At 59.3% G+C, this 20,115-nt stretch carries 18 protein-coding genes and 1 riboswitch; of the genes, 12 read left to right on the top strand and 6 right to left on the bottom strand.

Annotation, left to right across the window (positions count from 1 at the left end; translation table 11 throughout):
• The first annotated feature begins 180 nt into the window (after positions 1 to 180).
• From DMP05_RS02170 to DMP05_RS02120, 11 genes are all read left to right on the top strand, one after another.
• The gene (locus tag DMP05_RS02170; protein WP_123218955.1) at positions 181 to 1,515 is read left to right on the top strand and encodes an MFS transporter; all 1,335 of its coding nucleotides are present in this window, start codon (positions 181 to 183) and stop codon (positions 1,513 to 1,515) included.
• A gap of 378 nt (positions 1,516 to 1,893) precedes the next feature.
• The gene (gene rpsB, locus DMP05_RS02165; protein ID WP_123218954.1) at positions 1,894 to 2,646 is read left to right on the top strand and encodes a 30S ribosomal protein S2; all 753 of its coding nucleotides are present in this window, start codon (positions 1,894 to 1,896) and stop codon (positions 2,644 to 2,646) included.
• A gap of 123 nt (positions 2,647 to 2,769) precedes the next feature.
• Positions 2,770 to 3,639, top strand: coding sequence for a translation elongation factor Ts (gene tsf / locus DMP05_RS02160; RefSeq protein WP_114615136.1), 870 nt, complete (start codon positions 2,770 to 2,772; stop codon positions 3,637 to 3,639).
• Between the two features lie 255 nt (positions 3,640 to 3,894).
• The gene (murA, locus tag DMP05_RS02155) at positions 3,895 to 5,181 is read left to right on the top strand and encodes a UDP-N-acetylglucosamine 1-carboxyvinyltransferase (RefSeq protein WP_123218953.1); all 1,287 of its coding nucleotides are present in this window, start codon (positions 3,895 to 3,897) and stop codon (positions 5,179 to 5,181) included.
• A gap of 12 nt (positions 5,182 to 5,193) precedes the next feature.
• The gene (locus DMP05_RS02150; RefSeq protein ID WP_123218952.1) at positions 5,194 to 6,828 is read left to right on the top strand and encodes an LCP family protein; all 1,635 of its coding nucleotides are present in this window, start codon (positions 5,194 to 5,196) and stop codon (positions 6,826 to 6,828) included.
• Positions 6,829 to 6,893: 65 nt separating this feature from the next.
• Positions 6,894 to 7,736, top strand: coding sequence for a prolipoprotein diacylglyceryl transferase (gene lgt / locus DMP05_RS02145; protein WP_123218951.1), 843 nt, complete (start codon positions 6,894 to 6,896; stop codon positions 7,734 to 7,736).
• A gap of 164 nt (positions 7,737 to 7,900) precedes the next feature.
• Positions 7,901 to 8,281, top strand: a complete 381-nt coding sequence (locus DMP05_RS02140) for a desulfoferrodoxin family protein (protein ID WP_114615132.1) — start codon at positions 7,901 to 7,903, stop codon at positions 8,279 to 8,281.
• Positions 8,282 to 8,402: 121 nt separating this feature from the next.
• Positions 8,403 to 8,633, top strand: coding sequence for a NifU family protein (locus DMP05_RS02135; protein WP_114615131.1), 231 nt, complete (start codon positions 8,403 to 8,405; stop codon positions 8,631 to 8,633).
• 256 nt (positions 8,634 to 8,889) lie between these two features.
• Complete coding sequence (locus tag DMP05_RS02130) at positions 8,890 to 9,249, top strand: hypothetical protein (RefSeq protein WP_244595010.1); 360 nt, start codon at positions 8,890 to 8,892, stop codon at positions 9,247 to 9,249.
• Positions 9,250 to 9,252: 3 nt separating this feature from the next.
• Positions 9,253 to 10,863: an aminoacetone oxidase family FAD-binding enzyme gene (locus DMP05_RS02125; RefSeq protein WP_123218950.1), complete on the top strand. Its 1,611-nt coding sequence runs from the start codon at positions 9,253 to 9,255 to the stop codon at positions 10,861 to 10,863.
• Between the two features lie 3 nt (positions 10,864 to 10,866).
• Positions 10,867 to 12,618, top strand: coding sequence for an NAD(P)/FAD-dependent oxidoreductase (locus DMP05_RS02120; protein WP_123218949.1), 1,752 nt, complete (start codon positions 10,867 to 10,869; stop codon positions 12,616 to 12,618).
• Between the two features lie 271 nt (positions 12,619 to 12,889).
• Here the strand turns inward: DMP05_RS02120 and ribH are convergent, their stop codons facing one another.
• Genes ribH through ribD form a run of 4 tightly spaced genes read right to left on the bottom strand, consistent with a single transcriptional unit; the run spans position 12,890 to position 16,515 of the window.
• Positions 12,890 to 13,354 carry a 6,7-dimethyl-8-ribityllumazine synthase gene (ribH, locus tag DMP05_RS02115; protein WP_114615129.1) on the bottom strand — a complete coding sequence of 155 codons (465 nt, stop codon included), beginning with the start codon at positions 13,352 to 13,354 and terminating at the stop codon, positions 12,890 to 12,892.
• Between the two features lie 48 nt (positions 13,355 to 13,402).
• Positions 13,403 to 14,602 carry a bifunctional 3,4-dihydroxy-2-butanone-4-phosphate synthase/GTP cyclohydrolase II gene (locus DMP05_RS02110; RefSeq protein WP_123218948.1) on the bottom strand — a complete coding sequence of 400 codons (1,200 nt, stop codon included), beginning with the start codon at positions 14,600 to 14,602 and terminating at the stop codon, positions 13,403 to 13,405.
• A gap of 39 nt (positions 14,603 to 14,641) precedes the next feature.
• Positions 14,642 to 15,328, bottom strand: a complete 687-nt coding sequence (locus DMP05_RS02105; protein WP_123218947.1) for a riboflavin synthase — start codon at positions 15,326 to 15,328, stop codon at positions 14,642 to 14,644.
• Positions 15,313 to 16,515, bottom strand: a complete 1,203-nt coding sequence (gene ribD, locus DMP05_RS02100; RefSeq protein WP_244595009.1) for a bifunctional diaminohydroxyphosphoribosylaminopyrimidine deaminase/5-amino-6-(5-phosphoribosylamino)uracil reductase RibD — start codon at positions 16,513 to 16,515, stop codon at positions 15,313 to 15,315. The genes DMP05_RS02105 and ribD overlap by 16 nt, the downstream gene beginning before the upstream one ends.
• Before the next feature lie 271 nt (positions 16,516 to 16,786).
• Positions 16,787 to 16,901: riboswitch (FMN riboswitch) on the bottom strand.
• Between the two features lie 266 nt (positions 16,902 to 17,167).
• Here ribD and murB point away from each other — a divergent pair.
• Positions 17,168 to 18,097, top strand: coding sequence for a UDP-N-acetylmuramate dehydrogenase (gene murB / locus DMP05_RS02095; protein WP_244595008.1), 930 nt, complete (start codon positions 17,168 to 17,170; stop codon positions 18,095 to 18,097).
• 73 nt (positions 18,098 to 18,170) lie between these two features.
• On the opposite strand, the gene DMP05_RS02090 is transcribed toward murB, so the two are convergent.
• On the bottom strand, positions 18,171 to 18,722 hold the full coding sequence (locus DMP05_RS02090) for a phosphatase PAP2 family protein (RefSeq protein ID WP_161957447.1): 552 nt from the start codon (positions 18,720 to 18,722) through the stop codon (positions 18,171 to 18,173).
• A 199-nt stretch (positions 18,723 to 18,921) separates the two neighbouring features.
• Positions 18,922 to 19,875 (bottom strand): L-lactate dehydrogenase, encoded by a 954-nt coding sequence (locus DMP05_RS02085; protein ID WP_123218945.1) that lies wholly within the window; start codon positions 19,873 to 19,875, stop codon positions 18,922 to 18,924.
• Between the last annotated feature and the right edge of the window lie 240 nt (positions 19,876 to 20,115).

Here is a 20,115-nt window from a genome sequence, read left to right as displayed (position 1 = left end):
GTTTTTTGGCCGGGAGAGCCTTGCGCCTCCCGGCCCTTCTTGTATCCAATCGGCCTCTTGGGAAACTCGCACGTTTCGTGAAGGTGTGCTGAAATTCGCGAATTGCCCGCATTTCAGCGAGATACTCCTTGTCCACGTGCGGAAGTCGCGCACGAAGAACTACCCAAGGAGTCCAAGTCTATGCCTCAGGCATCTGCAAAATCGAACACCGTCAAGCCCAATGAGCCCATTTTCACGCCGCGCTTCATCGCCGGCTTTGCGGTGAACTTTATTCTGTATATGCAGTATTACGCGCTTATGGTCGCCATGGCGGGTTATTCTGCCATGCAATTCGCGGCAGGAGCAACCGAGGGTGGCTTTACGGCGAGCGTCTTCATTTTGGGCGCGTTGTGCTCGCGCTTGTTCTTCGGCGGCGCGATTGACAAGGTCGGTCGCGGCCGCGTGCTTGTGGCGTGCATGACGGGCGAGGTTGCGTGCACGCTTCTCTATTTGGCTTTTGAGCACGTGCCGGCCATTGGCGTATTCATCGTGTTGCGCTTCTTGCACGGCGCGTTTTACGGTCTGTCACAAACAACGGTCACGTCTATCGTGAGCAGCGCTGTTCCGTTTTCCCGCAAAGGCGAGGGCGTGGGCTATTACATGCTTTCGGTCACGCTCGGCGCGGCGCTTGGTCCTCTGATGGGTTCGGCGTTCTCGAACGCGGGCGACTTCGATATGCTTTTCTTCTCGTGCCTCGGCATGATCGCTGTGGGTTACGTTGCCGCGCTCGGAGTTGTTTTGCCCGGTCGTAGGCAAAGTTCGGAAGTGTCTAAGGCAACTGGGGCGACCGAGGTGGCGCATAGCGTGAATACAGAGGAAGCGCCTATCGCTGCGGAAAAGGCCGGGGTATCCGAACAATCTGGTGATGCCGGCAAGCCCGCGAAAAAGCACAAGCTCAGCCTGGCGAATTTCATCGAAGTGCGTGCGTTGCCCGTGTCGGTGGCCATCACGGTGGGCTATCTTGCGTATGGCGCCCTTATCACCTATATCAATCCGTACGCGGCCGAAGTGGGGCTTACAGGCGCCGCGAGCTTCTTCTTCGTGTCGTATTCCATTGCCATGTTCGTGACGCGTCCGTTTACGGGACGATGGTTCGATTCGGCTGGCGATAAAGGCATCATGACCTTGGGATTTGCCTGCCTGGGCGCAAGCATGCTCATCATGGGCTTCGCGCAAAACGGCGCCATGCTCCTTGTGTCGGCGGCGCTTGCTGGCGTAGGTGTTGGCTCGGTGCAGCCCAATGGCCTCGTGCTTGCCATGCGTCGTTGTCCCGACGATCGTCTCACCGCCGCGAATTCCACCTATTTCGTGTTGCTCGACGTGGCTATTGGGCTGTGCCCCTTCTTGGTTGGCTGGATTGCGCCTGCATTCGGCTATCGCGTGCTATTCCTCGTCATGGTGCCTGTGGTGGCGGCGAGCTACGTCGTGTACATGGCGTTCCGTCGAGCTGGCCTTATTGCGGGGAAGAAGAAATAGCGCGCTTTTTGGCGGTTGCTATCGCATGGAGCGAAGTGGGGTGCGTCTGTTAGCCGTGCGGTAGGTCGTATCGGGGCGGATGGGCGCTCTGCCAAGAGGCGATAACTGAGCTCGCGCGAACGGTCCACTGGACTGTTCGGCTCGTGCGTACGCTCTTGGCAGAGCGCCCATCCGCCCCGATACTCAGGCATGAGATGCTCTTCGTCTGCATATCTCCACTTCCTTGTGGATTTCTCTTGCATTGCGCCTGCAAGGTCGTATAATGCCATGGTTTCTATATTTCACATGTCCGAGCGACCTAGCACCGCGAGTGGCCACCGAAAAAGGCTGCGGTGTCGGGGATGACCTCGGGCAGACGCTTAACGAATGGAGAATGACATGGCGAAAATCAGCGTCAAGTCCCTGCTCGAAGCAGGCGCTCACTTCGGTCACCAGACCCGTCGTTGGAACCCCAAGATGAAGCCGTACATCTTCGGCAACCGTGGTGACATCTACATCCTCGACCTCAAGCAGACCCTCGTTGGTCTCGACCAGGCTTACACCTTCGTCGAGAACACTGCTGCCAAGGGCGGCACGGTTCTGTTCGTCGGCACCAAGAAGCAGGCCCAGGAAGCCATCGCCACTCAGGCTGACCGCTGCGGCATGCCTTACATCAACGCACGCTGGCTCGGCGGCATGCTCACCAACTTCGTGACCATTCGCTCCCGCGTTCAGCGCATGGAAGAGCTCGAGGCCATGGAATCCGACGGCCGCATGGAGGTTCTGCCCAAGAAGGAGCAGATCCTGCTCAAGAAGGAACTCGCCAAGCTGCAGACCAACCTCAACGGCATCCGCAACATGAAGAAGCTCCCCGACGCCATCTTTGTCGTTGACACCAACCGCGAGCAGCTCGCCATCCACGAAGCCAAGCGTCTTGGCATTCCCGTGGTGGGCACCCTCGACACCAACTGCGACCCCGACGACGTCGAGTTCGGCATTCCCGCCAACGACGACGCCATCCGTTCGGTCAACCTGCTCTGCACCTTCGTTGCCGACGCCGTGATCGCCGCTACGGGCGCTCCCGTCATCGAAGAGCAGATGGCCGCCGAGGCCGAGGCTGCTGAAGCCGCTGCCGAAGTTGCTGCTGAGTAATTAATTTACGCATACGTCGAAAGTCCAGTGCTTTCTACCAATACGTAGAGGTCGGGCCCTGTTTCTGAAGAGCGAAGCGGGGCCCGTTTTTCCAAGAGAGAACTTGAGAAAGGAACCGCAAAGATGGCAAACATCACCGCTTCCATGGTCAAGGAACTGCGCGAAATGACCGGTGCAGGCATGATGGAGTGCAAGAAGGCCCTCGCCGAGGCCGACGGCGACATGGACGGCGCCGTTGACGTCCTGCGTACCCGTGGCCTTGCCGCTGTCGCCAAGAAGGCCGGCCGCGCCACCAACGAGGGCACCGTTATGGCTCTGGTTTCCGAGGACGGCAAGACGGGCGCTCTCGTCGAGCTCAACTGCGAGACCGACTTCGTGGGCATGAACGAGAAGTTCAAGGCTTACGCTGAGAAAATCGCTCGCGCCGCTGTTGCCAACAAGCCTGCCGATCTCGACGCCCTGAAGGCTTCCGAGATTGACGGCGAGACCGTCGAGGCCGTTGTCGCCGACTGCATCCATGTGATGGGCGAGAACACCCAGCTCGCTCGCTTCGCCACGCTCGAGGCCGACGCTGTGTGCTCCTACATCCACATGGGCGGCAAGATTGGCGTTCTGGTTTCCTTCGCCACCGAGGGCGTTGACACCACCGCTGCTGAGTTTGCTCAGTGCGGCCGCGACGTTGCCATGCAGGTCGCCGCTGTCGACCCCATCGCGACCTCTCGCGAAGATGTCGATCCTGCTGTTGTTGAGCATGAGATGGGCATCTACAAGGCTCAGGCTGCCGAATCTGGCAAGCCCGAGGCTATCCAGGAAAAGATGGCTACCGGCCGTCTGCAGAAGTTCTACAAGGAGCAGTGCCTTGTTGAGCAGGCGTTCGTGAAGAACCCTGACCAGACTGTTGCCGAGTACGTCGACTCCGTTGCCAAGCAGCTCGGTGGCTCCATCAAGGTCACCGGTTTCAAGCGCTTCGCGCTTGGCGAGGCTGCCGAATAAACCGACGCCTTTACCATGCCGGCCTTCGGGCCGGCTTTTTTGCGCAGATTATGGCCATGTGCGAGACTTGAAGGACAAGGTGCCCGTGAGGGTTTCGCGCGGCGTCGACTGCGACAAACCCCTGCTGCGTGTGCAGTGGGGGTTTTCTTGTTTCGGCCTTCGTCTCTTTAATGCTGCTTCTGTTCGTGCGACAATAATAGCTTGCATATACGCCGCCGATGCGTCGGGGGCGCAAACGATTGCGGAGGTAATCTTATGGCAAAAGAGAAAATCGTCGTCGAAGGCGGAACGCCGCTTGCGGGCGAGGTGCATATTTCGGGCGCGAAGAATTCGGCCCTCAAGCTTATCGCGGCTGCCCTTTTAGGCCAGGGCGAGAGCGCCATTCATAACGTGCCTCTTATTTCCGACATTGTGGTTATGTCGAAGGTCATCGAGACCCTTGGCGGCAGCGTTCGCCGCGATGGCCACACGCTGCATGTTGACACTGCTGGCGTTGATACATGGGAAACGCCGTATGAGCTCGTGTCGAAGATGCGCGCATCCATTTCGGTTCTTGGCCCCTTGGTGGCTCGTTTCGGCAAGGCTCGCGTTGCCATGCCGGGCGGTTGCAACTTGGGCGCTCGTAAAATCGATATGCATATGGTAGGCATGGAGGCGCTCGGCGTTCATTTCCATACCGATCACGGCTATATCGAAGCAAGCACGCCCAATGGGTTGCACGGCGCGTATGTTGCGCTCGATTTCCCCAGCGTGGGCGCCACGGAAAATACTATGATGTGCGCCGTGACGGCGAAGGGCCAAACCGTTATCGAAAACGCTGCTCGTGAGCCCGAAATCGAAGACCTTGCGAACATGCTCAATTCCATGGGCGCTCGCATTTCGGGCGCTGGCACGGCCGAAATCATCATCGACGGCGTGGAGCTTTCCAGCTTGCATCCGTGCGAGCATTCCACGGTCGGCGACCGCATTGAAGCGGGCACCTTCCTCGTGGGCGGTGCGCTTACGGGCGGCCCCGTTACCGTTCGTGGCATCGATCCGAGCTTCTTGCGCATGGCATTGATGAAGCTGTCCGCCATGGGCTGTTCGGTCGATGTGGGCGATGATTCCATCACGGTTTCGCGCAAAGGCCCTCTTCTGCCTACCGATATTCAAACGCTGCCACATCCTGGGTTTCCCACCGATTTGCAGGCGCAGTTCATGCTGCTCGCCTCTGTTGCAAACGGCAATTCCGTGATTACCGAGAATGTTTTCGAAAACCGCTTCATGTTCGCCGCTGAAATTGGCCGCATGGGCGCCGAGATCACCATTGAGGACCATCACGCGGTTGTCGAAGGCGTGCCTAGCTTGCAGGGCGCAAGCGTGAAGGCGACCGATTTGCGTTGCGGCGCTGCCTTGGTGCTTGCCGGCATTTTTGCTGAAGGCGAAACGCAGGTGCACAACATTTATCACATCGATCGCGGCTACGAAGACTACGTGGGCAAGCTCACGGGCCTGGGCGCGAACGTTCGTCGCGTTCCCGACGAAGACGATATCGACTGGTAGCGCAGGTGTTGCATGTCGCGTAAACCATCGAGTTACAACTACAAGCGACTGTCGAGCCGCGTGCGCGAATCGACGATCGAGACGCACGTGTCGGCGCCCCGCCCTTCAGTGGGGCATCGCAAGGGCGCGAATCAGCGCTATGCTCGCTCAGCGGTGCGCGGCGAAATCCATCAAGTGCTGCCGAACACCACGACGCGCGAGGACCGCTTTGCCTACGAGGCGCGCATGAACCGACGCTCGTATGTCGAGCGAAATGTTGCTGCGGGCCGAAGGCGCAAGATCGCGCTCGTGGCTGCGCTTGCGGTGCTTATCGTGATCGTCGCGTGCGTCGTCGCGTCGTTTGTCTTCGCGAACGGCATCAACTCGCGCCTCGTGCTCGACGATTCTTCGCTGAAATCGGCCCTCGTTGCCGATTCGGGTGAGGGGAAAGCGACCTATTCGCTGCTCTGCGCCGATTTTGATGATGGAGAAGATGGCGCATCGCCCGATTCGATTGTCGTTATGCGCACCGACCCTGAAGCGAATACCGCCTATGCGATTTCGCTTCCCTCGAACACCCGTGTGTCAACCGATGGCTCTTCGCGCACTTCGCTCGGCGAAATTCGCGCTTCCGAGGGCAGCGCGGGCCTGATTAGCGCGGTGAACAGCCTCTTGGGCATCAAGCTGTCCCATTATGCAACGATTGATGCGCAGAATTTCGCTCAGCTCGTTGACGAACTTGGCGGCATTGATGTCAATCTTCCCGAAGATATCGTCGATGCCCAGGCGGGCGATATGAGGCTTTCTGCAGGCGAGCAGACTCTCGGTGGCGAGCAAGCGGTTTTCGCATGCCGAGCAGATGATTACGCCGTGAACGCTGAAGAGACGCGTGGCAAGGTACAGGCGCTCGTGGCAGTGGCCCTTATGCAGAAGGCGACCTCGGTAGAGGGTGGGTTTGGCTACTATATGCGCATGGACGGACTTGCGAACCTCGTGCAAACCGACATGGATGTAAAGGCAATCGGAGCATTCCTCGAGAGCATTCGCTCCATTTCGGCCGAGAATATGCAGGTTGCGGCTTTGCCTACGTATTCTGCGCAGTCGAGCGGTAAAACGTATCAAGTTCCTGCCGACGATGCGATTACGGAAATGATGAATCGCATTCGCGCTGGCGAGACGCCGCAGGCCAATGCTGCCGATGTGTTGGGCTCTATCGATGCGGGCAGCTATACGGTTTCGGTTTACAACGGCGGCGACGTTGTGGGTGCTGCTTCTGAGGCGGCCGACATGCTGCGCCAGGTAGGTTTCAACGTGACCGATACGGGCAATACCTCCATGCAGGTGTATGACGAAACGCTCGTCGTGTACGGCGATGCCGATAAGGAAAACGCCGCCAATGCCGTGGTGGCCGCCCTTGGCATTGGCCGCACGCTGCAAGATACCGTGCATTACTCGTTCGACACGAATGTGTATGTGGTCATCGGCAAGGACTGGCGCACGGTGCTCGCCGCGCGCAACGAAACGGTCGACGAGGACGGCAACATCGTGCCTCTTTCGCAAAAGGACGCATCGGCAACCTCGAGCGACGAATCGAATTCAAGCGCGTCGAGCGATTCTGATGTCGATGCGGAAGGTTCGTTCGCTGCTGCCGCGAATAGCGCGGCGTAGTCGATAGACGAAACGCAAGCACGCCCCGCCTTCGTGCGGGGCGAGTTTTTAGAAGGAGAGCCTCTATGACGCTCAACGACATTTACCACGCAATTGACCCCGTGGCGCTTTCTTTGGGGCCGCTGCAAATTCGTTGGTACGGACTGGCCTATGTCGCCGGCTTCATTTGCGCCTTTCTCGTTATTGCCAAACTCTCCCAGCGCTGGAAGATTCGCATTGACGACGACGCTTTTTTCACGGTGGTCTTCTGCGTGATTTTCGGCGTGATTCTTGGTGGTCGTTTGGGCTATGTGCTCGTATATGGCGACGGATACTACCTTCAGCACCCCGAGAAAATTCTTGCGTTCAACGAGGGCGGCATGAGTTTCCACGGGGGGCTTGTGGGCGTGATCATTGGCGGCGTTATCGCGGCGAAAATCACGAAGATCCCGTTTCTCACGTTGGCCGATATGGGCGTTGTCGGCGTGCCCATCGGCCTGTTCTTCGGCCGTTGCGCGAACTTCATCAACGGTGAGCTGTGGGGCGCTCCCACCGATATGCCATGGGGCGTGGTGTTTGGAGGCGCTGCGGGCACGATGCCGCGCCATCCCTCGCAGTTGTACGAAGCGCTGCTTGAGGGCGTAGTGCTCTTCATTATTCTGTTCGCGCTCTCGCGTAAAACTCCGGCGCGTCCGCGTGGAACCTTCTTCGGAACGTTTTTACTGTTCTATGGCTTGTTCCGCTTCACGATTGAGTTCATTCGCCAGCCCGATGCCCAAATTGGCTATCTTTTGGGAACCCATTGGTTCACTATGGGGCAAGCGCTTTCCATTCCGCTTATGGTTGCGGGTGTTGTTTTCCTTATATATGCATGGAAAACGAAAAAGCCGCAGATGGGCCTTCCTGATTCTGAGATAAGCCAGCCTTAGGGCGTTTCCTGTTTTTCGGCTACGACAAGGCGTCAAAAACAGCGGTGCGAAACCAGGTTGGCAACGGTTTGCTCCAGCCATGCCCCAAGGATGCATAATGGAGATGTTGAAGCTGCCTTTGCGGTAGCGCGACGCGGAATCCGTTTACGGGAAAAGGGGGAGTCATGGACATCAAACTGTACAAATGCGCTCACTGCGGAAACATCGCGATTAAGGTCGTCGATTCCGGCGTTCCCCTGGTGTGCTGCGGCGAGCCGATGGAAGAGCTCGTTGCAGGCGCTGTCGACGGCGCATTCGAGAAGCACGTGCCTGCCGTCGCGATCGATGGGTCGACCGTCAAGGTGCAGGTGGGCGAAGTCGAGCACCCGATGATGGATGCTCATTACATTCAGCTCATTGTGCTCGTGACCGAAAAAGGGTACCAGGTCGCGCCTCTCACGCCGGCCGATAAGCCCGTGGCAACGTTTGCGCTTGCCGAAGGGGATGCGCCCGTCAAGGTCTATGAACATTGCAACCTCCATGGCCTTTGGGTGAAAGAGCTTTAGCGGGCCGAACGCCCATGGCGCCACGGGAAGAAAAGCGAATGAAAAGAGGTTTCGTCGCAAGGCCCTTGACGTCTTACGATACAATGGCGCAGACAAGAACATCCGATGTGAGGAGCTTACTATGGCTATCGATAAAGACCAAGTCAGCCGCGTGCTCGATCTTATTCGCCCGGCGCTTCAGGCCGACGGCGGCGACGTTCAGCTGGTCGACGTTGACGAAGAGGGCGTTGTCACCGTTCAGCTGCATGGCGCATGCAACGGTTGCCCCATGAGCCAGATGACACTTGCCAATGGCGTTGAGCGCATTCTGAAAGAGCACATCCCGGGCATCACCAAGGTTGTGTCTGCCTAGTTTGGTTTCGCCGTTCTGTCGAACGGCGAAAGTCGCCGACGCTGCAAACGGCCCTGACGGCTGGCTTGACTTTCAATCGTCGCTCGCGTACCGAAGTACGCGTCGCTCCTTTTTCAAGCCAATCCGACTCGCCAGGGCCGTTCTCGCTGACATTTATTGGGAATGTGCCGCTTTGTAAGAAGATAAGGTCACCGTATGGTGGCCTTCCGCTGTTTTTAGGGGCTTGTGGGCATCTGCGCGGGCGGCATCTGGGAAAATGGCTGCAGAAGACGTGGTGGCGTGTGCCGCCGGCTTGAAGAAGGGGGCCGAAATGGCGTTGCATTGTTGGGAAACGCGCGGTTGCGACGAGGAAATGGCAAGCCGCTGCCCGCATAATATCCCAGGCGAGCGTTGCCCGGGCGACTGCAAGTTCGCGGTGTGCGATCGTCCCACCCATGAAACCGCGTGGGGGCTCGATATGCTCGAAAATCCCGATGTCGACCGCGAAGTCGTGGTGAAGGAATTCTGCCTGACGTGCAAGTTCTTCATCGCGCATGGCCCAAAGGTCGGCTCTCCCGAATCAATCAAGGCGCGCGAGATTGTCGATGCGCGCCCCTATGCCGTGAAGCGAGGTTAGTGTATGCCAAAAGTGGCAATTATCGGCGGTGGCGCGGCGGGCATGGCGTGTGCTATCGCGGCGGCTCGAGAAGGGGCTGAAGCCCATGTGTATGAGCGAGCCGATCGCGTTGGCAAGAAGCTGCTCGTGACAGGCAACGGCCGTTGCAACATGAGCAACACTGACATCATGAGCTCCGATTACAACGATCCCGAATTCGTGCAGGAAGCAATGAATGTGTTGCCGCCCGAATCGGTTATGGCTTTCTTCGAAGATTTGGGCGTGCTCGCGTTCGAGGAAGACGAAGGCCGCATTTACCCTTACAGCAACAAGGCCGCGACGGTTCTTGATATGCTGCGTTTGGGCATGAAGGAAGCTGGCGTTGTCGAGCATTGCGATCGCGAGGTTCGCGCGGTAGCGCCTCTTTCGCGCGGCGGTTGGGCGGTTGCTTTTGCCGACGATGCCGTTGAGGGCTTTGATGCGGTTGTGTGCGCTGTGGGCGGCAACCCCTCGCGCGCGCTTCTGCCGAGCGATATTGCGTTCCACGCATGCACGCCTGTGCTTGCGGCGCTGAAGACCGACACGACGAATATCAAGGCGCTTTCCGGCATTCGCGTTCGCGCGCGCGTGTATCTCGATGAAGAGCCCGAAGATTTGCGCGACGCCTGGCTCGATGTGGTCGATCCTGAATTCGAGGCGAGCTATCAGGGCCCCGAAGAGCGCGGCGAAGTGCTGTTCCGCGATTGGGGCATCTCTGGCATTGCCGTGTTCGATATGTCTCGTTATGTCGAACCCGGTCAAATGGTATTTCTCGACCTTCTGCCCGATATGGAGCCGCAAGACAAGGTCGATTTCATTTGGGAGCAGTCCATGGCGCATCCGAGCCGTACCGCTGCCGAAGTGATGAGCGGCCTTTTGCCCTCTCGCGTGGCGCGCGCCGTGGTGGTTGGGGGCGGCTTGAACCCCGACGAGCCTATTATCGCCGAGCAGGAGGCCGTGGTTTTGGCCATGGTTTCTGAGTCGTTCGGGCTTTCCGTGCGCGGCATCGCCGACCCGAAGCAGGCGCAGGTTACGCGCGGCGGTTTCGCGACGGAATGCTTCGACGCGCATACCTTTGAATGTCGCGAGCACGCCGGCCTTTTCGCGTGCGGCGAGGCGCTTGACGTTGATGGTCGCTGCGGCGGCTACAACCTGCATTGGGCTTGGACGAGCGGCCTGCTTGCGGGCGCCTCCGCGGCCCATGTCGAAGATGCCCCCGAGGGTTCTTTCGAGGGGCTTTCGCTGAGCTCGATCGAAGGTTTGGCGCAACGCGCTCGTCGCTCAACGCTTTCGGGGCATGAAGGCGGTCGCGACCAGCGTTCGGGCGGCCAGCGCTCGTGCGGCAAAGGCGGCTTTCGTGTTGCCGGCAAACGCGGCGACGGCGCGCGCGGCGGCGAAAAGGGGCGCGATGGGGCATCCCGCGGCCAGGCGAGCGGTCGAGGCGCCGATGCGCGCGACCAGCGCGGCAAGGGCCAGAACAGTGGCCAGCGCGGCAAGGGTGGCCAGCGAAGCAATGCTGGCGCCACTCGTTCCAATGGCGGCAACAATGGCGGGAAAAGGCCCAACGGGCGCCCGAAGCTGAATCTAGGAAGGTAATCGATGCTCGAAGCAAGCAATGTGTACCTGCCGCTCGACGCGGCGCTTCCAAGCTGTGCCGGCATGGCTCAGGCGGAGCTTGCCCATGCGTTGGGCATTCGCTATGCAGATATCACTTCGTGGAAGTTCTCGAAACTTTCGGTTGATGCGCGTCGTAAAAACGATGTCCATTTCACGGCGTCGTTTGTTTTTGAAGTGGCCGACCAGGAAATCGAAGAAGCCTTGGCAGGCAAGCGAACAAAAACGAAAATCCAGGTCAAGCGCCATGTTCCCTATGAGGGCTATCGCGTTGGCGAATGGCTTGGGGGTGACGCTCATCCCATCGTGGTGGGCATGGGCCCTGCGGGCTTGTTCGCGGCATGGGCTCTTGCGAAGTCGGGCGCGGCGCCCATCGTGCTCGAGCGCGGTGAAGACGTCGATGCGCGCATGGCTTCCGTCAATTCCTTCAAAGAAGGCGGCGCTTTGAACCCTGAATCGAACGTGCAGTTCGGCGAGGGTGGCGCGGGCACGTTTTCCGACGGCAAGCTCACCACGAACATCAAGAATCCTCGTTGCCGCGACGTGCTGCATATTTTCGCGCAGGCGGGCGCCCCTGAAGAGATTCTTTGGGAAGGCAAGCCGCACATTGGTACCGACAAGCTCGTGAATGTCGTGAAAACCATGCGCGAGCAAATTATCGCGTGGGGTGGCGAGGTGCGTTTCGGCGCACGTTTTGAAGGCATGGAATTCGAAGACGGCCGCATTGTGGCGGTGCGGGGCTCCCAGCGCCAAGAAGACGGAACGCGTGAGAAATTCGTTCTGCCGGCAAGCGATGTAGTTCTCGCGTGCGGCCATTCGGCGCGCGACGTGTTCGACCGCGTACGCAATGCGGGCTTGCTCATGGAACGCAAGCCGTTTGCGGTGGGCGTGCGAATCGAGCATCCCCAGAAGCTCATCGATAAGGCGCAATATGGCAATGCGGCGGGCCATCCGGCGCTTGGCGCGGCCGACTACAAAATGGCGGTGCATTTGCGCAACGACCGCAGCGTGTACACGTTCTGCATGTGCCCGGGCGGCGAGGTAATGTGCTCGGCGTCTGAGCTGGGTGGCGTTGTAGTGAACGGTGCGAGCCGCCATGCTCGCAACGGGCGCAACGCGAATGCGGCATTGCTTGTGAACGTCGAAGACCGCGACTTGCGTGGCGATGACGTGTTGGCAGGTGTGAAGCTTCAGCGTCGCATGGAAACGGCAGCATATCGAGCGGCCGGCGAAAGCTACAAGGCGCCGGCTCAGCGCGTGGGCGATTTCATGGCTTCGGCAGGGAAGTTCAACCGCAGCCAGAGCGAGCATCGCTCGAGGCTCGAGGTTGAACCTACGTATGCTCGAGGTGTTGAGTGGGTCGATTTGAATCAGGTGCTGCCGCCCTTCGTGGCGCGCTCGCTGCATGCGGCGATTCCCTTGTTCAATGGGCGTATTCGCGGCTTCAGCGACCCGAATGCCGTGCTTACGGGCGTCGAAACGCGCAGCTCGAGCCCCGTTCGCATCGTGCGCGACAAGGCGACGTGCCAGGCGCTGTTCTCGCAAACGACCGACTGCGGCTTGAAGATCGCCGACGAGTTGGCTGGAGCTGCGGCGGCTTCTCGCACGGCGGAAGGCGAGCCCATCGCGGGCGGCTTTTACCCGTGCGGCGAGGGCGCGGGCTATGCAGGCGGCATTATGAGTGCCGCGGTCGATGGTCTTCGCGTGGCGGAAGCGATTATCGCTTCGTACGAATAAAGAAACGAAACGGACGGCTCGCAAAGGCCGTCCGTTCTCTTTCTACGCCAAATCGTTCGCGTCTCCCCGCCCGCCCTGAGAGGCCTTTCGGGGGCACGCTCGGCTACCGCTCGCGATGCTCGCTATGCGCCTCGCTGGCGGTGTTTCATATTGAAATGAAGATCATATTTGAACACCGACGCCCCCCAAAGGCCTCTCAGGGCGGGCGGGGAGACGGCGGAAAACGCGCTTCCGATTCTCGGGAATTGTGCTGGACGCTCGGCTGGCCGTTTTACGCCATTTCGCGAAGCAGGTTCACCATTTCGATGGCGCCCTGCGCGCACTCGGCTCCCTTGTTGCCCGCTTTCGTGCCAGCACGCTCAATCGCCTGCTCGATGGTGTCGGTGGTGAGCACGCCGAACATCACGGGGATGTCAGCGCCAAGGGCGACGTTCGCCACGCCCTTGGAAACCTCGGAGCATACGAAGTCGTAGTGGCTCGTGGCTCCGCGAATCACAGCGCCCAGGGTGATGACGGCGTCGTATTTGCCGCTTTCCGCCATGCGCTTTGCTGCCAAGGGAATCTCAAAAGCACCTGGCACCCATGCTAGGGCGATGTCCTCATCGGCAACGCCATGGCGCACGAGCGCATCCTGCGCTCCCGAGACGAGCTTCGAGACGATGAATTCGTTGAAGCGGGCGGCGACGATGCCGATTTTGATGTCTTCCGATACGACTTTTCCTTCGTAGAGTTTCATGATGCGGTGCCTTTCTTTGCGGTTGCTTGCTTGTGGGTTCTTCGGCAATTACACAGTGAGCATGTGGCCCATGCGGTCGCGTTTCGTCTCCAAATAACGTTTGTCGCACTCCGTGGGGGCGATTTCGATGGGTACGCGCTCGGCGATGGTGAGGCCGTAGCCTGAAAGCTGGTAGAGCTTGTCGGGGTTATTGGTGAGCAGTCGCATGCTCTTCACGCCGAGGTCGCGCAAGATTTGGGCGCCGATGTAGTACTCGCGCGCATCGGCGGGGAATCCAAGCGCGAGATTCGCGTCGAGCGTGTCCATGCCCTGGTCCTGCAGCTCGTAGGCGCGCAGCTTGTTCAGGAGGCCAATGCCGCGGCCTTCCTGGCGCATGTACAAAACAATGCCACGTCCCTCTTGCTCGATCTGGCGCATGCTCGCGGCGAGCTGCTCGCCGCAGTCGCAGCGCAGTGAGCCGAATGCATCGCCCGTGAGGCATTCCGAATGCACGCGCACGAGCACGTTTTCCCCGTCGCCGATATCGCCTTTCACAAGCGCCACATGGTGTTCGCCGTTGAGCGTGTTGCGGAAGCCGTGTGCGACGAACGTGCCGTATGCGGTCGGCATTTTGGCCGCCGCGACGGGCTCGACCAGGTGGTCGTGCGTTTTGCGGTATTCTTGCAGGTCTTTGATCGTGATGAACGCCAAGCCCCATTCTTTGGCTTTTTCAGCGAGCTCGCTTGCGCGCATCATGGTGCCGTCGTCGCGCATGATTTCGCAGCACAGGCCGCACTGCTCAAGGCCGGCGAGGCGGCACAGATCGACGGTCGCTTCGGTGTGTCCATTGCGCTCGAGCACGCCGCCCGCTTTGGCGAGCAGGGGGAACATGTGTCCCGGACGGCGGAAATCTTGCGGCTGGGCGTCGGGGTCGACGCACTTCATGGCCGTAATCGATCGCTCGGCGGCGGAAATGCCCGTGGTCGTGTCGACGTGGTCGATTGATACGGTGAAGGCCGTTTCGTGGTTGTCGGTATTGCGGGCGACCATCTGCGGCAGGGCGAGCTTGGCGATGTACTCGTCGTTCATGGGCATGCAAATGAGGCCTTTGGCGTGGGTTGCCATGAAGTTGATGTTCTCGGTGGTGGCGAATTGCGCCGCGCAAATGAGGTCGCCTTCGTTTTCGCGCTCGGGGTCGTCGGTACACATGATGAGGCGGCCGGCGCGCAGCTCATCGAGCGCGTGTTCGATGGTGGAGTATTCGATCATGGAAGGTTCCTTTCGGTATGCCGAAGCGGTGTGACGGGTTTAGAAGAAGCCGTTGCTTGCAAGGAATTCGGTGGTGAGCATCGATTGCGCTTTGCTCGCGCAATCGGACGTGTGCGGTTTAGTGACGGGGCTTGCGCGGCCCGAGGAAAGAAGCCTTTCGACATATTTGCCGATGATGTCGCATTCCAAATTCACGATGTCTCCCGCCCGCTTGCGTCCAAGCGCGGTTACGTCGGCGGTGTGAGGAATCATCGAAATCGAGAAGCCGTTTTCGGAAACGCGCGCCACGGTGAGGCTGACGCCGTCAATGGCGATGGAGCCTTTTTCAACGACGTAGCGGGTGATGGCTTCGGGCGCCTCGATGTCGTACCACACGGCAACGTCGTCGCGCCGCGTGGAGGTGATGCGCCCCGTGCCGTCGATGTGCCCCGACACGATGTGTCCGCCGAAGCGGCCATTGGCCGGCATGGCGCGCTCGAGGTTCACGGTACTGCCAGCGCTCAGTGCTCCGAGCGACGATCGCTGCAGCGTTTCGTGCATCACATCGGCGCAAAAACCCGCATCGTCTACGCGCGTTGCGGTGAGGCATACGCCATTGGTGGCGATGCTGTCGCCGATGCGCACGCCTTGCATAATCGCTGGCGCTTCAATGGAGAGCACCGAGCTTGCCGCGCCGCGTTTGATGGAACGCACGCGGCCCACGGTTTCGACTAGTCCTGTGAACATGCGTCCTCCTTTGGCGCGGCGTTTGCGATTTCGCCGTCATGTGCGGTTGTCGCATGCTCAGGCGTGGCGTTTTCGGCGGCTACGATGTCACCTTCGATGAGCACGTCATCGCCAAGCCTCTCGACGGTGGTTGCGGAAAGCATCCATGCTTGATCGGGCGATTCGACTCCCGTGCCGCCAAGCGGGGAAGGCGCGCCGACGCCTGCGAAAATTTTCGGCGCAATGAACGCCTGCACGTGGTTTACAATGCCGGCCTCGAGGGCGCATGCGGCGAGCGTGGCGCCGCCTTCGATGAATACGCTGTCGATGCCGCGTTTTCCAAGGGCGACCATAAGCTGCCGCAAATCGATGCGTCTGTCGTGCTCGGGAACGCGCATGATTTCGCAGCCTGTCTCCTCGAGCTTTGAGGCGCGCTCGCCTGATGCGTTGGGAGCGCACGCGATAATCGTCGGCACGTTGTGGGCAGATTGGGCGATTGCGGAAGTTATGGGAGTGCGAAGGCGCGAGTCGCATATAACGCGTAGGGGGTTTCGTCCGCCTTCGATTCGACAGGTGAGTTGCGGGTCATCGGCGAGCACGGTGCCGATGCCGACCATGATGGCGGCGTGCCTCAGGCGTTCGGCATGCACGCGTTCTCGTGCAGCAGGGCCGGTAATCCAGCGCGATGCGCCGGTTTTCGTGGCGATTTTGCCATCGAGCGTCATGGCGTACTTCAGTGTGACGTAAGGCGCGCGGTGCGTGATGAAATGGAAGAAGATGGGGTTAATGGCATCGCATTCCGCTTGCGCGACGTCCTCGTCGACTGTGATGCCAGCTGCGCGAAGTTGTTCGCAGCCTCGTCCTGCGACAAGCGGATTGGGGTCGGCCGACCCTACGACGACGCGCGCGATGCCCGATTCGATGACGGCTTCGGTGCACGGGGGCTGCTTGCCAGTGTGGCAGCATGGTTCGAGGGTTACGTAGAGGGTTGCGCCTTTGGGCGAGATGTTTCGAGCTCGGCAGTTGGCAAGAGCGGCGCGCTCCGCATGAAGATCGCCGCAGCGTGCGTGCCAGCCTTCCGCGATAATTTCGCCATCGCGCACGAGCACGGCTCCTACGAGCGGATTGGGATTCGTGAATCCCGTGCCGCGGCGCGCGAGCTCAATAGCTCGGCGCATGTATTCGATATCGGCTTCGCTGTGTGCCACGGTTGCCTCCTGCTTATGCCTCGTATCAGGGCGTTTGCAGAAGGAAGGAGGTTGCGGCTTGCGATTTCCGTCATGCGAGCGCTGATGCGCATGATGTCGAAGTCGGCGGCCGATCAACTCGCGTGGGTTTGGAGCGGGTGGGCGATGGATGCCCGGCGTCGCTCGGCTCTCGCGAGTCCAAACTCCCGAAATCCCGCCAATGCAAAAAGCCCTGAAACGCGAACGTTTCAGGGCTTGCAAATGCACTGGTGCGCGGCATGCTGCCGCGTGGTGCAATCTTCTTTCATCCAGACTGTACTGTCGGCTTCGGAGTTTCACCGAATCAACCTTGCGGTTCGTGGGCTGTAACCACCGGTGGGGAATTTCACCCCGCCCTGAAGATTGGTATTTCGTTGGCAGGGACTATACCGCTGCGCTTTTTGCGGTGTCAATAAGAAATCCGAAAAAGTTTGCGAGAGGTGTTAAGTGCTCGTGGAACCTGTTAAGTGCTCGTAGCGTTTAACAGGTGCAGCATCTGGCGGTGCGTTTTCAGCGAACTTCGGCGCGCCTGCGCCAATGCCGCTACAATGATTTGCGAATGTTGAACAGTTGGTTGCGCGCTTGAAGACGCGCCCTTAGAAGAAGTGGACGCACCCTCGACAAGGAGGTTCGTATGCCCGAACAGAAATGGATGCCGAGCCAGGCGCTTCTCGATACGCTTTGTGAAATCGTTGGTACCGAAAATGTGAGCGTCGGTGAGCCTATGGCCGCGCATGTAACGTTTCGCATTGGCGGCCCTGCGGCGGTTATGGTGTCGCCTCGCTCGCCCGAACAGGTTGCCGAGGTGGTTCGCGCATGCGGTGCTGCCGAAGCCCCGATGCGCGTCATTGGCTTGGGAAGCGATTTGCTTATTGCCGATGGGGGCCTCGCATGCGTCGTAATGCGTTTGGCGGAAAATTTGAATGCGGTTCGCGTTGAAGACAATCGCGTGATCGCGCAGGCGGGCGCCACTAATTTATCGGTTGCCGAAGCTGCGTGCGCGGCGGGCCTTGCGGGCTACGAATTCGCCGAGGGCATTCCCGGAACCATTGGTGGTGCCGCTATTATGAATGCGGGCGCCTATGTAGGTGATTTCTCTGCGGCGGCTGTGTCGCTGAAGTGCGTTTCGCCCGAAGGCGAAATCGTTGAAGTAACACGTGAACAGGCACAATGGGGCTATCGCCATTCTATGATGGCCGATGCGGGCTATGTGGTGGTTGAGGCCACGCTCGAGCTTACGTCCGATGCGCAAGCCGAAATTCAGGCGCGCATGGATGATTTCCACACGCGTCGCGTAGAAAAGCAGCCGCTTGAAATGCCGAGCGCCGGCTCGACCTTCAAGCGCCCCGAGGGCTATTTCGCAGGCAAGCTCATTCAAGATGCCGGCTTGCGTGGCTATAAGGTCGGCGGCGCGCAGGTGTCAGAAAAGCATACAGGGTTTGTGGTTAATGCCGGGGGTGCCACCGCTGCTGACGTGCGCCAGCTCATTGCCGATGTGCAAGCGCGCGTGAAAGAAAAATTCGGGGTTGAACTTGAGCCCGAAGTGAAGATGTGGGGCTTCTAATGCATTGAGACCTCTTATACGAAGGGCGCCGTTCGTTTGCTGCGAGCGGCGCCCTTCTTTCTTTATGGTTCGTTTAGGCCTGGCGGCCTTTCCTACGTGATTCGATTGTATTCACGATGCAAACAGCGATGCATCCGCATGCGATTCCGAGCAGTGCGCCCAGCACTACGTCGGTGGGGTTGTGCACGGCCAGATACAGGCGCGAGAACGCGATTGCCGCAGCTGTCGCTATGGCGATGGGCTTCAGCCAACGATGTGCGAGTGGCGCCAGGCATATCACGGTTGCGGCCGCGAACGAGGTCGACGAATGGCCCGATGGGCACGAGAAGCTGTCAGGTAGCGATATGAGCGATGTCGTGAGCACGGGGTCGACCAGGAAAGGTCTCGGGCGCTCGATGACATTTTTCAGCCCTATGTCGCCAATGACGAACGCGAGCGCGATTGCCACGAAAATGGCGATGCCGAACGTTCGGTGCTTGTTGAGGGCGATCATGATTGCGCCGACGATCGCCCATAGCGCGCCAAATTCGCCGAGCGTGGTAAAGCCGACCATGAATGCGTCCAAGGCGGGGCTTGCCGCCCCTTGAATGGCGTGCAGAATGGACAAATCTGCGTTCTGTATCATTTCAATCATCATGCCTCCAAGCATACGCGAGATGCTTGGAGGAGACTTTGCGACGATTTGACAAACAGGCAACGTCTGCAACGAAAACGCGAGGTTTTCACAGGTGAGACAGGCGAGCAGGAGAGTAGGAGAGCCGGCGGGCAGTGAGATAGGCGGATGCATGGAGCGCAACGAGCCTGCCCCATGCATCAATGAAGGCCTACAAGTCCAGCGTTTCGATGACTTCTTTCATCGTTTTCGCCGATTCATGCAGCTGGGCGAGCTCTTGCGCGTTGAACGGTGCGGGCACTTTGTACTCGACGCCGCCGCGGCCCACGATGGCGGGCATGGAAAGCACCACGTCGTCCAGCCCATATTCGCCATTCTGGTAATTCGATACGGGAATGATGGTCTTCTCATCGCGCGCAATGGCTTCGCAAATGCGCTTCACCGTCATCGCGATGCCGTAATACGTCGCATGCTTTTTCTCGATGATTTCGTATGCGGAGTTCTTCACATCTTCTGCGATGCGTTTCATGGCCGCTTCATGGTCGTAATGGCCGCGAAGCTCGCAGAAATCGTGGATTGGAATGCCCGAGATGTTCGCGGTCGACCATACGGCGACCTCGGAATCGCCGTGCTCGCCCACGATGCGCGCATGCACGTTGCGCGGGTCGACGCTCAGGTGCTCGCCGAGGATGTATTTGAAGCGCGCCGAGTCGAGCACGGTGCCGCTGCCGAGAACGCGGGTCGCTGGCATGCCTGAAAGCTTCAGCGTGACGTACGTCAGAATATCGACCGGGTTGCTGACCACCAAAATGATACCCTGGTAATTGCGCTCGCTGATTTGGGGAATGATCGTTTTGAAAATGGCGACGTTCTTTTGGACCAGGTCAAGACGCGTCTCGCCGGGCTTCTGATTCGCGCCGGCGGTAATCACGATAATCGCGGCGTCGTCGATGTCGTTGTAATCGCCCGCGTAGATTTTGCAGGGGTGGGCGAACGGCATGCCGTGGCTAATGTCGAGCGCCTCGCCTTCGGCGCGGTTTCGATCGACGTCGACGAGCACGATTTCGCTGAACAGGCCGCCCTGCATGAGCGCGAATGCGCTTGACGATCCTACGAACCCGCATCCGATAATGGCAACTTTGCGATCATTGATTGGCTTGGACATGCGCGACCCTTTCTGTCCTGTGTGGTGCGAAGCGTTTCGGGCAATTATATGCGCGTGCGGTCGCTCATCGCCGGCGAGCGGCGTAAATGTGGAGACGCCGTGGTGTAGGTCTTTCCTCATTCTGAAATCATGCGGGATAGGGGATTTGCGTGATTGAGGGAAGAGCTCGTTTCGGGCGCAGCTCAAGTTGGAATCGTTTTTCTTTCGCAAAATCATCGGATTCAGTTCCATTATTTGGGG

This window comes from Slackia isoflavoniconvertens, from assembly GCF_003725955.1.
GTDB lineage: Bacteria > Actinomycetota > Coriobacteriia > Coriobacteriales > Eggerthellaceae > Slackia > Slackia isoflavoniconvertens.
This window is presented reverse-complemented; position numbering and strand designations above follow the sequence as displayed.

What these genes read in the sequence shown, in the direction of transcription:
- DMP05_RS02105 (WP_123218947.1), bottom strand. Translation starts at nt 15,328, where the DNA reads ATGTTCACAGGACTAGTCGAAACCGTGGGCCGCGTGCGTTCCATCAAA.
- DMP05_RS02120 (WP_123218949.1), top strand. Translation starts at nt 10,867, where the DNA reads ATGCTCGAAGCAAGCAATGTGTACCTGCCGCTCGACGCGGCGCTTCCA.
- murB (WP_244595008.1), top strand. Translation starts at nt 17,168, where the DNA reads ATGCCCGAACAGAAATGGATGCCGAGCCAGGCGCTTCTCGATACGCTT.
- DMP05_RS02130 (WP_244595010.1), top strand. Translation starts at nt 8,890, where the DNA reads ATGGCTGCAGAAGACGTGGTGGCGTGTGCCGCCGGCTTGAAGAAGGGG.
- DMP05_RS02085 (WP_123218945.1), bottom strand. Translation starts at nt 19,875, where the DNA reads ATGTCCAAGCCAATCAATGATCGCAAAGTTGCCATTATCGGATGCGGG.
- DMP05_RS02150 (WP_123218952.1), top strand. Translation starts at nt 5,194, where the DNA reads ATGTCGCGTAAACCATCGAGTTACAACTACAAGCGACTGTCGAGCCGC.
- DMP05_RS02140 (WP_114615132.1), top strand. Translation starts at nt 7,901, where the DNA reads ATGGACATCAAACTGTACAAATGCGCTCACTGCGGAAACATCGCGATT.
- DMP05_RS02090 (WP_161957447.1), bottom strand. Translation starts at nt 18,722, where the DNA reads ATGATACAGAACGCAGATTTGTCCATTCTGCACGCCATTCAAGGGGCG.
- DMP05_RS02110 (WP_123218948.1), bottom strand. Translation starts at nt 14,602, where the DNA reads ATGATCGAATACTCCACCATCGAACACGCGCTCGATGAGCTGCGCGCC.
- DMP05_RS02170 (WP_123218955.1), top strand. Translation starts at nt 181, where the DNA reads ATGCCTCAGGCATCTGCAAAATCGAACACCGTCAAGCCCAATGAGCCC.
- DMP05_RS02135 (WP_114615131.1), top strand. Translation starts at nt 8,403, where the DNA reads ATGGCTATCGATAAAGACCAAGTCAGCCGCGTGCTCGATCTTATTCGC.
- DMP05_RS02125 (WP_123218950.1), top strand. Translation starts at nt 9,253, where the DNA reads ATGCCAAAAGTGGCAATTATCGGCGGTGGCGCGGCGGGCATGGCGTGT.
- lgt (WP_123218951.1), top strand. Translation starts at nt 6,894, where the DNA reads ATGACGCTCAACGACATTTACCACGCAATTGACCCCGTGGCGCTTTCT.
- tsf (WP_114615136.1), top strand. Translation starts at nt 2,770, where the DNA reads ATGGCAAACATCACCGCTTCCATGGTCAAGGAACTGCGCGAAATGACC.
- ribH (WP_114615129.1), bottom strand. Translation starts at nt 13,354, where the DNA reads ATGAAACTCTACGAAGGAAAAGTCGTATCGGAAGACATCAAAATCGGC.
- murA (WP_123218953.1), top strand. Translation starts at nt 3,895, where the DNA reads ATGGCAAAAGAGAAAATCGTCGTCGAAGGCGGAACGCCGCTTGCGGGC.
- rpsB (WP_123218954.1), top strand. Translation starts at nt 1,894, where the DNA reads ATGGCGAAAATCAGCGTCAAGTCCCTGCTCGAAGCAGGCGCTCACTTC.